Source organism: Colwellia sp. 75C3 (assembly GCF_002836255.1).
Lineage (GTDB): Bacteria > Pseudomonadota > Gammaproteobacteria > Enterobacterales > Alteromonadaceae > Colwellia.
The window spans coordinates 165,576-177,858 of the sequence record NZ_PJAU01000060.1; the positions used below are offsets into that span (position 1 = coordinate 165,576).

Sequence of the window (12,283 nt, forward strand, 5' to 3'; positions counted from 1 at the left end):
CTAAATTATCTACTTATGACCAACCTAAGATAGCCACAAGGTTAATTAAGATTGAATTAAATGTACATCGCGCTGCGGGAATGGAATAGCAATCGCATTTTTATCAAGAGCTTTCTTCACGGCTTCATTCACACCAAAGTAAACATCCCAATAGTGCTCAGGTAAACAATGTGGGCGAACGGCAAAGTTAACCGAGCTATCGGCCATTTCTGAAAGGCCAATAAATGGAGCCGGATCTTGCATAACTTTGTCATTATTAACCAAAACTTCCATTAATACTGCTTTAGTTTTATCAATGTCTGCGTCATAAGAAACGCCAACGGTTAAATCAACACGTATTTTACCTTCAACGGTATAGTTAACAACAGAGCCATTAGACGTTGAACCATTAGGAATAATAATGCGTTTAGATTGCGGTGAAAGCAAAATAGTATTAAATATTTGTACTTCTTTAACCACCCCTAGGTGACCTTGAGATTCAATTAAATCACCCACTTTATATGGCTTGAATATCATTATTAATACGCCACCAGCAAAGTTGGCTAAGCTACCTTGCAATGCTAAGCCAATAGCTAAACCGGCTGCACCAAGTACAGCAATAAATGACGTAGTAGCAACGCCTATCATTGAAGCAACAGAGATAAATAAAAGTACTTTAAGTAACCAAGAGACCAAGCTACCCATGAAAGGGATTAAGGTTGGGTCAACTTTAGAACGTTCCATTGACGCTTGTACCAACTTACTAATGCCACTAATGATCCATAAACCAATCAGTAAAGTAAGAATTGATAAAATCAACTTAGGTGCATAAGCAAGCCCAAGTTCATAAGCCTTCATAGTGAGAGTTTCGAGTTGTGTGATAGAGCTATCTATTGTGCTCATTGAATTTCCTTTATTAACAATGATTAAAATCTTGAATATTTTATACTGACTAGAAAAAATTACAATTTATGCTTTGAGTTATTAACGATTTATTTGGCTATATGCCAGTAAATTTGGGCTTTAACGCGATAGATAGCCATTTATTGAATCAAAACACGCCAAGGGCGGCAGAGTCAGTTATAATAGCGGGATATTTTTTAAACACTTTTCAAGCAGCTATATATATCACTGCTAAAGCAAAACAACTTTTAGGCTCTTACATGATTAATAACGACATACTTCGCCGCATCCGTACTATCTTTGACTTAACTGATGAAAAAATTATATCTACTTTTGCTTTAAGCCAATGTGAAATTAGTACAGACCAGTTAGCTAACTTCTTTAAAGAAAAAGATGATAGTGCATATCAAGCGATAGAAGATGTGCAATTTTCTAGCTTTTTAAATGGTTTAATCACTGCGAAACGTGGACCAAGTGAAGGACCTGCTCGTGAAAATGAGCAAGAATTAACGAATAACATGATTTTTAATAAAGTAAAAATCGCTTTGTCTTTAAAAGCTGAAGAAGTGATTTCTATTCTTGAATTAGCCGAACTTAGTTTAGATAAGCATGAGTTAAGCGCACTCTTTAGAAATGTAAGTAATAAGCATTATAAAAATTGTTCTGATGAAGTTTTATCTGCATTTTTAAAAGGTTTGAAAATTAAATCTCAATAATATTTTGAGATGTCCTGCGCTATAATTAGCTTTGCTTTCATAAAATTGTCATCTTTGTTTCATATTACTTTCACCTAACTCCCTTAAATTGCTATTTAACATTAGTGATAAGTGGGTGATAGGAGAGTAATATGAATAACGAATATTGGCAGGAAGCGGATGTGTTAGACGACGAAGACGACGAGCTAACAAGACCCGATAGAAAGGGTCAATCAAAACAGAAAAAACGTAAATGGCGTGAGATTGAAGCGATAAAAGATCAACGCCGTTTACGAAGAGATATTGCAAATTTTGAGCAGTATTCTTATTAACGATTTAGCTTGTAACCGATTTTGTGTTACTGCAACAATCGTTATGAATGTTTTTTGATCTAACCCTATCTATGGAAAGGTTAGATCAATAAACTTCAATATTACGCCTCGATACCTGTTTCCCTCGTTATTTAACACCTAAGACTGACAGAATAAACTTAAATTACTTTATACCAATTACATTAAGTGATTGCCCACTTGCGCTGGTTAAAATACTCCACGTCTACGTAGCTCTCAATCCCAATAGCCAGCTATTGCTCAATCGAGCGCCTTGCCCTGATTTATTTTCCCAATGCACATCAAGAGCAAAAACATAATGCAATTGGTATTACTGTGTCTTGAATTTTATTACCCGCAGCCCAAGTTGTTCAGACAAATTATTTAGCTGTTCACTAGTGACTGAGATTGTTCCTGTAAGACTAGAGGTTTCTTCTACTACCTCAGTAATCGACATTAGATTACGGTTAATCTCTTGCACAACAGCGGCTTGTTGTTCTGCAGCAGTCGCTATTTGGCGGTTCATATTACTTACTTCTTCGCTGTGATTTTTTATGTCAATTAACGCTAACTCTACATTTTGAGTATCTACAACACTGTTTTCAGCTTGATTTTTTCCTAAACTCATCGCTGATACTGCATCTGCAGCGAGTGATTGTAGGCGAGTAATAACATGTTCTATTTCTTGTGTAGATGCAGCTGAACGTTGAGCAAGAGTTCTCACTTCATCAGCGACAACAGCAAAACCTCTGCCTTGTTCACCGGCTCTAGCGGCTTCTATCGCCGCATTAAGGGCGAGTAAATTTGTCTGGTCAGCGATACTGCGAATATCGTTAAGCATTGCCTCAATATTGTTACTTTCTTTGTTTAAATTCTGAATAATTGTCGCCGATGCTTCAATATCAATCACAAGCTTTTCAAAACTATTTCGATTCTCTTTAATCAATCGATGGCCACTATTTGATGCTTTTTCGGCAGCAAGGGAAGCTTGAGCGGCTTCAGATGCATTAAAAGCAACTTCTGTAACAGAGTCACTAACTTGAGTTAAGGCAGATACAACCTGCTCGCTATCACTTAACTGACGGCTAACGCCTGTACTGGTTTGTAAACTTGATGCTTTTAAATCTTTAGATACCTCGGCTAGCTCTAGCGATGAAGCTTTTACTTCAGACATCAATGCTTCAAATTCTGCCATCATTTCATTATAAATAGTCGCCATCTCACATATTTCATCACTTCCAGAAATATTGGCGCGTAAACTCAGATCTTTTGAACTGGCAACTAACGTCATTATTTTTGACAAGTTAGTGATACGCCGTGAAATACCATTGGCGATGGTAATTAATGCCAACATAATGGATATAATTAAACTGAAACCGACAAGGATATCTATCCATGCTTTCTTTGTTATATGTTGGTCGATATTTTCTTGCGCGAATTGATTAAATGATTTTAAAAGCGTTTCACTCTGATGAATATTATTTCTCATTTCGCCAAGCAGCCCTTGAGCACTGGTTAGGCCAAACTTCTGTTCACCTTTCACAAGTTGTAAAAACTGGCGTTGGTAGTTATCTAAGGCTTGTTTAGTTTTTGACTTGAAACTTCCAATAATCTCACTATCCGTTATTTTATTACGCATTACCGTTAAGCGTTTAGTAAACTTATCGACATATTTTAAATCGCGCCTTAGCATGAAGTCCTTTTCATGTCGGCGTAGCATAAGCATAGTCCGCATTAAACTGTGTAACTCATAACTTGATTCGGCTAAACTTTCACGCTTGGTCAATAAATTTTCTATCTGGTGTACTTCATTTCTTAAAGATCCGTACAAGCCATCTTTAGCATGTAGGCCTACTTTTGTCTGTTGTTTGACGAGTAGATAAAACGTGTTTTGGTAAGATTTTAATAGTTTTCGAAGCTCAGTTGTTTGTTGATTAATGATGTCTACCGATAATAACTGCTGCTCTATCTGGTCAAGCGTTTGGGTAACTCCCTTGAATGTTTGCTGATATTTATCAAGGTATTTAAGATCTTTTCTAGCGATAAAATCTTTTTCGTGGCGCCTCAACATTAACATTTCAGCTTCAAGCTGAACTGTTTTCTTAGCAATATTATTGAACTCCATTAGCGTTGAAGTGGCTGAATAGTTATAAAACATCAATATTACAAAACCTATGCCCGCCAATATCGCTAATAAACTCAACTTCCATTTTATGCTCAAACTATCCATTGTAAACTCCATTAAGTACCTGCCTTTATTACAGGTGTGTTACAGTTATATTTAGATATTACGACACTTTTGTTACGGTTTTATTACAGTGTAACTATCTAATTTATAAGTAATTACCTGTTAGTATTATTTTTACCCGTTTTACTAACGCAAAGGTATAGCCCACTTTTATCGGGTATGCTATTTAATATGCTCCTGCATTGTCTAATAAGTAGCATTAATACTAGCGTCCGGTCTGAGACGATGATGTTTACAGTAAGCGGATGAGTTAACTACAAAGGTATGTTATTAACGTTAATATGCCTTTAGTTACACTTGCCCCCATTCCTCTATACCCAAACTACCTGAAGATGCAGGTTTCAGTTGGAATTAGAAATGTTTTTAGGCAAGGCATTGATTGAAGAAAATAGTTATTCTATTGTCGAAATCAATAACGCCGCAAAAAGCATTTCTAAACCAGCCCTACGGGGACGTATGAGCAAAGCATATTCTTTGTTGCCTCCTTTTTTAAGGACGCCACATGGATGTAGCTTATTAGATAATGCAGGAGCACATTATCCTGAATAACTCTTAATAAAATGAGGCGCCTTGATTATGAATCGCTCAAGCGTCCTTAAAAAACGCATCTTCAAGTTGTTTGGGTATATGTGTAAAGCAATGTTATTATTGCGTTAAAGTATGATACAAATTGATACATCAGCTTAATTTGTGATACGTCTATTTTGATAAGGCTTCGTTAGTATTAGTGTTAACAAAAACAGACGTTCACAGGGAATATATGAAACATTTAACAAAAACAGCCGTAGTTAGCCTAGTTGCCACCAGTGTTATTTTGACTTCTTTTACTGCAATCGCAGATAGCGAAGTTGAAAAGAAAGCCAATGAGTCAACAATACCAGCATCAACTACAGAACAAGGCACGAGTAAAAGTGTTGAAGCAGCTAATAATACTGATGAAAAAATCAAAAAAGATGATATTGCTGAAACAGATATTACCGTAGACAGTAAAAATACTGATGGAGGCTCAGAGGGTAAGCAAGAGTCTGAATCAAACGGTGATGACGATTACTCTTTTTGTATTGGTGATTGCGAAGGGGAAGAGCATCAATCGTACAGCTGTGACGAGGAAGATGAAAAATGCGAAAAATTTGAGAAAATCCATCGCTTTTTTGACAATCGCCGTGATGGATTTTATGTTGATGTCAGCGCTGTAAGCAGTGCGGGCGACGATTATGCTTTTGCAGCGAATGTTGATACCGAATCAGAGTTTGACGTGGTCATGAGTTACCGAGTGCAACTGCTTGGATTGTTTATGGAATCGCCAGGTATAAGTACTCGACGAATTCAAGGTATGTATTCTATGCCTGCTTGGGGTGTGAACTTCTACAATAGTGAAGATTATTCATTTGATATGTTTTATCAATACAGTACACGAGGCATTGAAGGCTTAGAGGGCATTCAAACACGTAATGAAGATGAACGTGCAGGTCTTAGAATGACTGGTTTTTATGAAAACAGTCAGCTGCAAATGATTTATTCTCCTGTTAGTCGTAATGGTGAAGGTAGTGATGGTATCGAAGCCTCAATTTCATATAGCTATAACTTGCAGTATAGAAATACCAATTTCTATACTAACTTAGGGATGCAGTATCGCTCTAAAGAAGTTACGCCTTATGGCATACAAACCTGGGTGGAAGATGATTTATCAACATCAGCAGGTATCAGTTATTCAGCTGAAGTTGGTGTTGAATATCCTTTAACGACAGACTGGGTTATCGGTAGCTATATTAGCTATAATGCACTGTCAGACCGTAGTATTGCTGCACGTCAAGATACCGTTGAAGACGGTGTTAGAGGCGGCCTGCTATTAACATTTGTTTTTTAGGGGAGCATGATTATGCACACTAAACAACAGAGTAAAGTTAAAAAGCAGTTGCAAAGACTGCTTTTACAAATAAAAACGTCATGTTCATTGATGTTATTACTGGCTATAAGTTCAGTGGTAAATGCGACAGAAATACAAGCCAGTATGATGGTGAGTCCACAGCAGTGTGTTGCTATGCGCCAAGGTCAGGCTTGTTATGTTTCTGTTGAGTTAAGCTGGCAAGTTGATACGCCGGGTAATTATTGTCTATATACGACAGACAATGATAAGGCGCTCAATTGTTGGGTAAATAGCACTGCAGGTGAATTGAAAAAATCTTTCGATAGTAAGGTTAATGTAGAGTTTTCATTAAGGCGTCAAAATGAAAGCTTATCAGTAGCAACTGCGGTGGTAAAAATGGCTTGGGTACATAAGAAAAAAGGTCAGCCAAGAAAGTCATGGCGAATTTTTTAGCTGTACCTTTAAGCAAAGCCTTTTAATGACATTTTAATAGTAGAAATAATAAAAATAGGAAATGTAGTTAATGACAGCACAAGCGGGCGCGCATATTTTATTAGTAGAAGATGATATTGATCTTGCTGAATGGATTGCAGATTATTTAACAGGACGTGATTTTAAGGTAACTACTTGCCATCGCGGTGATGAAGCCGTTGATCTTATTCAGTCACTTAATCCTGATATTGTCTTACTTGATGGTATGCTGCCAGGTATGGATGGACTCGATGTTTGCAAAACTGTTCGAGCCACCTTTGCTAATCCTATCATTATGATCACTGCCCGTGATGAAGAAATTGATGAGGTACTTGGACTTGAGATGGGCGCCGATGATTATATTACTAAACCTGTTAGAGCAAGAGTCTTACTGGCCCGTATTCGAGGTTTACTGCGACGAGAAGATAAGTCTCGAACAGCAGATAATACCAGTACAGCTCAGTTAACGGATGAACAACTTGAGTCTAAAGGCGTACTAAAATTTAGTGGCTTAGTGATCAGTGAGCAAGCCCGCAGTGTTAGCCTTGATGGCGAGCTGATAAAAGTCTCCTCTAATGAGTTTGACGTTTTATGGTTTCTTGCTACAAAAGCAGGGCAGGTAGTCTCACGAAAAGAACTTGTCAGTCATTTTCGTGGCTTTGATTACGATGGTTTTGATCGCTCAATTGACTTACGCATTTCAAGATTACGCAAAAAATTAAAAGATGACTCTTCAGAGCCTTTTCGTATTAAAACTATTTGGGGTAAAGGTTACTTATTTGCCAACGATGTTTGGTAGCTCCTTATTCGCCGTTTGTTTCACCCTGTGCTTTAAAGATAATAGGCTAACCCATGCGTAATTTGACACTTTCATTGGTTGCGGTAGTACTTATCGCAACAATTGGTTTAGGCTGGATGTTTGATGGTATTTATAATCAATATCTCGATCAAAACCTGAATCAAGCTGTTGATAAAAAATCAGGAAAATCACGGCAAGAAGAAAATGGACAGCGAAGTGTAATGGATACTTTGGAGCAAGTGGGTACTCACTTATCAATAGCGTTGTCTGGCATTGATAATCGCCAAGAGTTTATTGAACAATGGCCGAGTGAAGGCGCATTGTCACTACAGTTAAAGCCGTTAATTAACTTTCCCCTACCACAAGCTTTATTAACTGACCTTACCGCTGGCCAACCATTATTACTTGAAACTGATGACAGCATTGCTATGTACTTTTATCTTTCACGTACTGACGAACTATTAGTATTAACAACCGTGCCTGTCGCGGCTAATCAAAAAAATTCGTTATTACCTATTTTGCTGACCAGTCTCTTTTATTTAGCCGTATTGCTGCTAATGCTACTTTGGCTTTATCCGTTAATGAGAAGGCTAATGACTTTACGTCAAACGGCCAAATCTTTTGGCGAAGGTAATTTGAATCAGCGTATTGATGTTGGCTCTATATCGTATATCCGTGATTTAGAGCTTGAGTTTAACCGCATGGCTCAACGTATTGATGATTTAGTTACTGATATAAAGCTGTTAAGTAGTGCTGTTTCTCACGACTTACGTACCCCGCTGGCAAGGATCCGTTTTGGCATTGATACTATTCAAGAAGAAGATGATCCTGTTTTGAGGAAACGTTTTGAGCAACGCATTAGTGATAACGTTGATGAAATGGTTGATTTAGTGGAAAGCTTACTAAGTTATGCTCGCTTAGACCAAACCTTAATTACCTTAAATAAAGCGCCCGTAGATTTTTTAGCACTGACTACCACCTGTATTAACAATAAAAGTCAGGATGATATTCATGTGACACTCGATTCGCCAAAACACTCCGTATTTGTTGATGGTGATTTGTCGTATTTGATGATTTTGATGAGTAACTTATTACAAAATGCTCATCAGTACTGTCAGAGAAAAATTCACGTGAACGTTACTGAACAAGGGAATAACATTATTGTGACGGTTAGCGATGATGGACCAGGCATTCCTAAAGAGCAAAGAGAAAAAATTATCAAACCTTTTATTCGGGGTGAGGGGACTGAGAATAAAGTAAAAGGTTATGGTATGGGCCTTGCCATCGTCAAACGCATTGTTGAGTGGCATCATGGTGAACTCATTATTGAAAACTCGTCGGAATTAAGTGGAGCACAATTTAGTGTGACCTTACCGAAAGCTTTTATCTAAACGTTTTCCTTGATAGTCAAATCGCAGACAAAAAAAAGCCACGTTAAAAACGTGGCTGAAAATAATCAGTGCAAGGGAATTACAATTGATTAGGAATATGGTTTTCAAAGAGAGTGCATTTATAACCATTACAAATGACTGGTTAAGTTAACCCTTCCAAGAAAGTAGAGCTATTATACTAAACCTGACTAACATGTAAAGTTTTTATGTAATAAAATTACATATTTGTTTTTATTATGTTCTTAATTTAGTGTTACCCTGCTTTTATTGCCATTAAATTTACTTTTTACATCATTAGCCTTACCTTTTTATAATTTAACAACAACGGTATCTATTCTCATTTGTTGTTTCTCATTTGTTATTTGTAATTGTTTTTTATAAAAATAGACGCCTATGCAAATGGTTCAGACTCGTTATTCCTTTGATGTATTATTGGGGATAGTGTCTAAAATTTGATGGTTAAGGGCTGTATACATCCGGCATTGTTTAGTAAGTATCATGTACGCTTCTTTCCGACTTGATACTTCTAAGATGGCGTTTACAGCAGGTTCATTATTTAACTACTTGGCATGTAAAAAACAATGTTCAATAAATAGGAGGTAACTTTAAAGTAGCTACTAACAAAACAGCTACTTTAAAGGCGGGAGTTAATTTTTTAAGATAATCTTTGATTCTGTATAAGCTTTTGTTCCCCATAAAGGCACGGTTGAAAGGCTGTGCTTGTAACTACCATTCGTTTCTTTAGTGGTATAAGAAAGGTAGAGTAGGGTTTGATTGTCAGCATCATAGATACGTCTAACTTTCATTGTCTTGAAAAAGATACTTTTCGATTGTTTAAATACTACTTCACCGGATTTACTCTTATCAATTGTCGCTAGCATATCAGCGGTTATATCACCTGTTTGGCGGCAAGATATAGAGCTGTCACTAGGATCAGATAGGCTTAAGTTAGCTTCAATTGATGCTATGTGGCAAGTAACACCTGATATTTTATCGTCATCTAAAGAGGACACTTTTATGTCTTTTAGCGTAAATAGCCCTAACGATATGTCACCCACTTCATTCTTTGAAAAACTCTTAAATATCAACAAAGCGATCACTAATAATATGAGGATTGAGCCGTAAATTTTTATCTTTTTAAACATGTTAATTTCCATTTGAATTGTTATTTATCATAGACACTGAGCATAAAGAAATTATCCCATATTCTAAACCTCTAATGCAAAATGTGCGGTAAAATCGATTATTGCGACTAATATACCGGGAAACAAGGTAGAACTCAGTAGTAACTCATGTGAACTACTTTAGTTTTGTATACAATAAGCAACAGTTATTATTCACCAAGTGAGTGATATACCCGCTCTATTTTCAAGTGGAACGGGTATAGTTAAACTCATTTTTATTTGGAGTAAACCAATGCGCTTTTTTTCCCGATTTTCTAGTCGATTAGTTTTGGCTGTTAGTGTACTAAGTACACCGTTCATCACAGTGGCTAACAGTTCTATATCTGATAGTTCTACATCTAATAGTTCTTTGTCTAGTGACATAGCGGCTAATAGTCTCTTTGAAGCTAAAGATATTTTCTCACTGGAATATGCCAGCGATCCGCAAATTTCCCCTGATGGCGATAAAATAGTTTATATCAGAAATTCTAACGACATCATGACCGATGGAAAGAATAAAAACCTGTGGTTGATTGATGTTAAATCTAAAAAGCAGTTGCCACTTTTTTCGGATGACAAACAATACTCGCAACCGCGTTGGTCTGCTGACGGTGAAAAAATTGCCTTTGTTAGTAACTTAACAGGGAGTTATCAAATTCATGTACATTATCTTGAACAAAACCGCACTGCATTAATCAGTCAGGTACAAGGTAGTGTCGGAAGTTTAACTTGGTCACCTGACGGTAAGTGGCTAGCGTTTACGCAACTAGTTGCCGACAAGAGAACGGTTATTGCCAAGATGCCAGCAAAACCGAAAGGTGCTAAATGGTCAAAACCTGTTGTTGTTATTGATCAAGCTTACTATCAAGCAGATGGTCGCGGTTTAATTAAACCAGGTTTTAAACATATTTTTGTTTTACCTAGTGAAGGGGGCACTCCACGCCAGATCACCCAAGGGGACTTTCACCATAAAGGTCAGCTTAGTTGGAATAAAAAAAGTGATGCTATCGTATTTTCAGCAAACCGTATAAAAGATTGGGAATATAAATCATTGGAAGGCGACTTATTTCAAGTGATGTTAAATAGTAGTGATATTAAACAGCTAACTTCAACGCCTGGTAAAGAGTTTAATCCTGTATTTTCAGAAGATGGTAAAAAACTCGCCTTTTTATCGACTTCTAATGCATTGAACCCTTACCGTAATGCTAAATTAAATATTATGGATTGGAAAACTAAAAAAGTGACTGCCATTGCCAGTGATTTTGACCGTTCAATTAAAGACCCTCAATGGTTATCAAGTTCACTATTAGCAATCAGCTACGATGATTTTGGTAAACGTAAACTTGCTACGATAAGTACTAAAGGTCGAGTTAAAGACTTAACTGATACACTTTCAGGTACAAGTATTGGTCGTCCTTATATTAGTGGTAGTTTCACTGCTTCAAACAAAGGTTATATGGCCTTTACTCAAGGTACTACTTCTCGTCCTGCTGATGTTGCGGTAATTAATACCCGTAAAAAGCTAAATAAATTAACTCAGTTAAATGAAGATTTATTGGCTCATAAATCGTTAGGTAAAGTACATGAGGTTAATTATAAGTCTTCATTTGATGGTGAGCCTATTCAAGGTTGGTACATTACCCCACCAAACTTTGATCCTAAGAAAAAATATCCTCTTATTTTAGAAATACACGGCGGTCCTCATTTAGCTTATGGTCCGAGTTTTTCTGCAGAATTACAACGCTTTGCGGCACAGGGATATGTAGTCTTTTATGATAACCATCGCGGTAGTAGTTCTTATGGTGAGCGTTTTGCGCTGTTATTAAAGTATAAATACAGCTCTAAAGAAGATTTTTCCGATCACAACTCTGGTGTAGATGCGATGCTGGAGTTAGGATTTATTGATGATAAAAACTTATTTATTGCCGGCGGATCTGCTGGTGGTATTGCGACAGCCTACGCTATTGGTTTAACTGATCGCTTTTCTGCAGCAGTTGTTGTTAAACCCGTTATTAACTGGTTAAGCAAGGTGCTAACAGCAGATAGTGGTTTAGGGCAAATACCGACGCAATTTCCTGGTATGCCTTGGGAACACGTAGAACATTATTGGAAACGTTCGCCTATGTCATTAGTCGGTAATGTCACCACGCCTACTATGTTGATAACCGGCGAAGAAGATTTACGCACGCCAATGGCGCAAACCGAGCAGTTTTATCAAGCGCTTAAATTAAGAAGAGTAGACACTGTATTAGTTAAAGTGCCAGGTTCGCCTCATGGTATTGCCGGTAAACCATCAAGAATGATCACTAAAATCGAACACAGTCTTGCCTGGTTTGAAAAATATAAAACAAAAACGACGAACTAAAATACCTAAAAATTTGTGAAATAATCGATTCAAGCTATTAAGTTACTATAAAATTAACAGGTGATTTCTTAAT

Annotated in this window: 11 protein-coding genes; 8 read left to right on the plus strand and 3 right to left on the minus strand. The window is 37.0% G+C overall.

Features of this window, described 5'->3' with window-relative positions:
- Positions 1 to 45: 45 nt before the first annotated feature.
- Positions 46 to 882 carry a mechanosensitive ion channel family protein gene (locus tag CXF85_RS20130; protein WP_101230436.1) on the minus strand — a complete coding sequence of 279 codons (837 nt, stop codon included), beginning with the start codon at positions 880 to 882 and terminating at the stop codon, positions 46 to 48.
- Positions 883 to 983: 101 nt separating this feature from the next.
- Here CXF85_RS20130 and CXF85_RS20135 point away from each other — a divergent pair, with 101 nt between their 5' ends.
- On the plus strand, positions 984 to 1,598 hold the full coding sequence (locus CXF85_RS20135) for a DUF1456 family protein (RefSeq protein WP_232771286.1): 615 nt from the start codon (positions 984 to 986) through the stop codon (positions 1,596 to 1,598).
- Between the two features lie 131 nt (positions 1,599 to 1,729).
- Positions 1,730 to 1,909 carry a DUF3545 family protein gene (locus CXF85_RS20140; protein WP_101230437.1) on the plus strand — a complete coding sequence of 60 codons (180 nt, stop codon included), beginning with the start codon at positions 1,730 to 1,732 and terminating at the stop codon, positions 1,907 to 1,909.
- Between the two features lie 328 nt (positions 1,910 to 2,237).
- Here the strand turns inward: CXF85_RS20140 and CXF85_RS20145 are convergent, their stop codons facing one another.
- The gene (locus CXF85_RS20145) at positions 2,238 to 4,136 is read right to left on the minus strand and encodes a methyl-accepting chemotaxis protein (protein WP_198555719.1); all 1,899 of its coding nucleotides are present in this window, start codon (positions 4,134 to 4,136) and stop codon (positions 2,238 to 2,240) included.
- A gap of 363 nt (positions 4,137 to 4,499) precedes the next feature.
- On the opposite strand from CXF85_RS20145, the gene CXF85_RS22860 reads away from it, so the two are divergent.
- The 5 genes from CXF85_RS22860 (at position 4,500) to CXF85_RS20170 (ending at position 8,682) form a co-directional block, all read left to right on the plus strand.
- Positions 4,500 to 4,703 carry a hypothetical protein gene (locus CXF85_RS22860; protein ID WP_157829151.1) on the plus strand — a complete coding sequence of 68 codons (204 nt, stop codon included), beginning with the start codon at positions 4,500 to 4,502 and terminating at the stop codon, positions 4,701 to 4,703.
- 211 nt (positions 4,704 to 4,914) lie between these two features.
- A complete protein-coding gene (locus tag CXF85_RS20155; RefSeq protein ID WP_101230439.1) occupies positions 4,915 to 6,021 on the plus strand; it encodes a MipA/OmpV family protein in 1,107 nt (368 codons plus the stop codon).
- A gap of 12 nt (positions 6,022 to 6,033) precedes the next feature.
- Positions 6,034 to 6,474 (plus strand): DUF3019 domain-containing protein, encoded by a 441-nt coding sequence (locus tag CXF85_RS20160; protein ID WP_101230440.1) that lies wholly within the window; start codon positions 6,034 to 6,036, stop codon positions 6,472 to 6,474.
- Positions 6,475 to 6,544: 70 nt separating this feature from the next.
- Positions 6,545 to 7,291, plus strand: coding sequence for a response regulator (locus CXF85_RS20165; RefSeq protein ID WP_101230441.1), 747 nt, complete (start codon positions 6,545 to 6,547; stop codon positions 7,289 to 7,291).
- Positions 7,292 to 7,344: 53 nt separating this feature from the next.
- Positions 7,345 to 8,682: an ATP-binding protein gene (locus tag CXF85_RS20170; protein ID WP_101230442.1), complete on the plus strand. Its 1,338-nt coding sequence runs from the start codon at positions 7,345 to 7,347 to the stop codon at positions 8,680 to 8,682.
- 647 nt (positions 8,683 to 9,329) lie between these two features.
- On the opposite strand, the gene CXF85_RS20175 is transcribed toward CXF85_RS20170, so the two are convergent.
- Positions 9,330 to 9,827 (minus strand): CreA family protein, encoded by a 498-nt coding sequence (locus CXF85_RS20175; RefSeq protein ID WP_101230443.1) that lies wholly within the window; start codon positions 9,825 to 9,827, stop codon positions 9,330 to 9,332.
- A gap of 271 nt (positions 9,828 to 10,098) precedes the next feature.
- Here CXF85_RS20175 and CXF85_RS20180 point away from each other — a divergent pair, with 271 nt between their 5' ends.
- Positions 10,099 to 12,210 carry a S9 family peptidase gene (locus tag CXF85_RS20180; protein ID WP_101230444.1) on the plus strand — a complete coding sequence of 704 codons (2,112 nt, stop codon included), beginning with the start codon at positions 10,099 to 10,101 and terminating at the stop codon, positions 12,208 to 12,210.
- Positions 12,211 to 12,283: the final 73 nt, after the last annotated feature.

What these genes read in the sequence shown, in the direction of transcription:
- CXF85_RS20130 (WP_101230436.1), bottom strand. Translation starts at nt 882, where the DNA reads ATGAGCACAATAGATAGCTCTATCACACAACTCGAAACTCTCACTATG.
- CXF85_RS20135 (WP_232771286.1), top strand. Translation starts at nt 984, where the DNA reads ATGCCAGTAAATTTGGGCTTTAACGCGATAGATAGCCATTTATTGAAT.
- CXF85_RS20140 (WP_101230437.1), top strand. Translation starts at nt 1,730, where the DNA reads ATGAATAACGAATATTGGCAGGAAGCGGATGTGTTAGACGACGAAGAC.
- CXF85_RS20145 (WP_198555719.1), bottom strand. Translation starts at nt 4,136, where the DNA reads ATGGATAGTTTGAGCATAAAATGGAAGTTGAGTTTATTAGCGATATTG.
- CXF85_RS20155 (WP_101230439.1), top strand. Translation starts at nt 4,915, where the DNA reads ATGAAACATTTAACAAAAACAGCCGTAGTTAGCCTAGTTGCCACCAGT.
- CXF85_RS20160 (WP_101230440.1), top strand. Translation starts at nt 6,034, where the DNA reads ATGCACACTAAACAACAGAGTAAAGTTAAAAAGCAGTTGCAAAGACTG.
- CXF85_RS20165 (WP_101230441.1), top strand. Translation starts at nt 6,545, where the DNA reads ATGACAGCACAAGCGGGCGCGCATATTTTATTAGTAGAAGATGATATT.
- CXF85_RS20170 (WP_101230442.1), top strand. Translation starts at nt 7,345, where the DNA reads ATGCGTAATTTGACACTTTCATTGGTTGCGGTAGTACTTATCGCAACA.
- CXF85_RS20175 (WP_101230443.1), bottom strand. Translation starts at nt 9,827, where the DNA reads ATGTTTAAAAAGATAAAAATTTACGGCTCAATCCTCATATTATTAGTG.
- CXF85_RS20180 (WP_101230444.1), top strand. Translation starts at nt 10,099, where the DNA reads ATGCGCTTTTTTTCCCGATTTTCTAGTCGATTAGTTTTGGCTGTTAGT.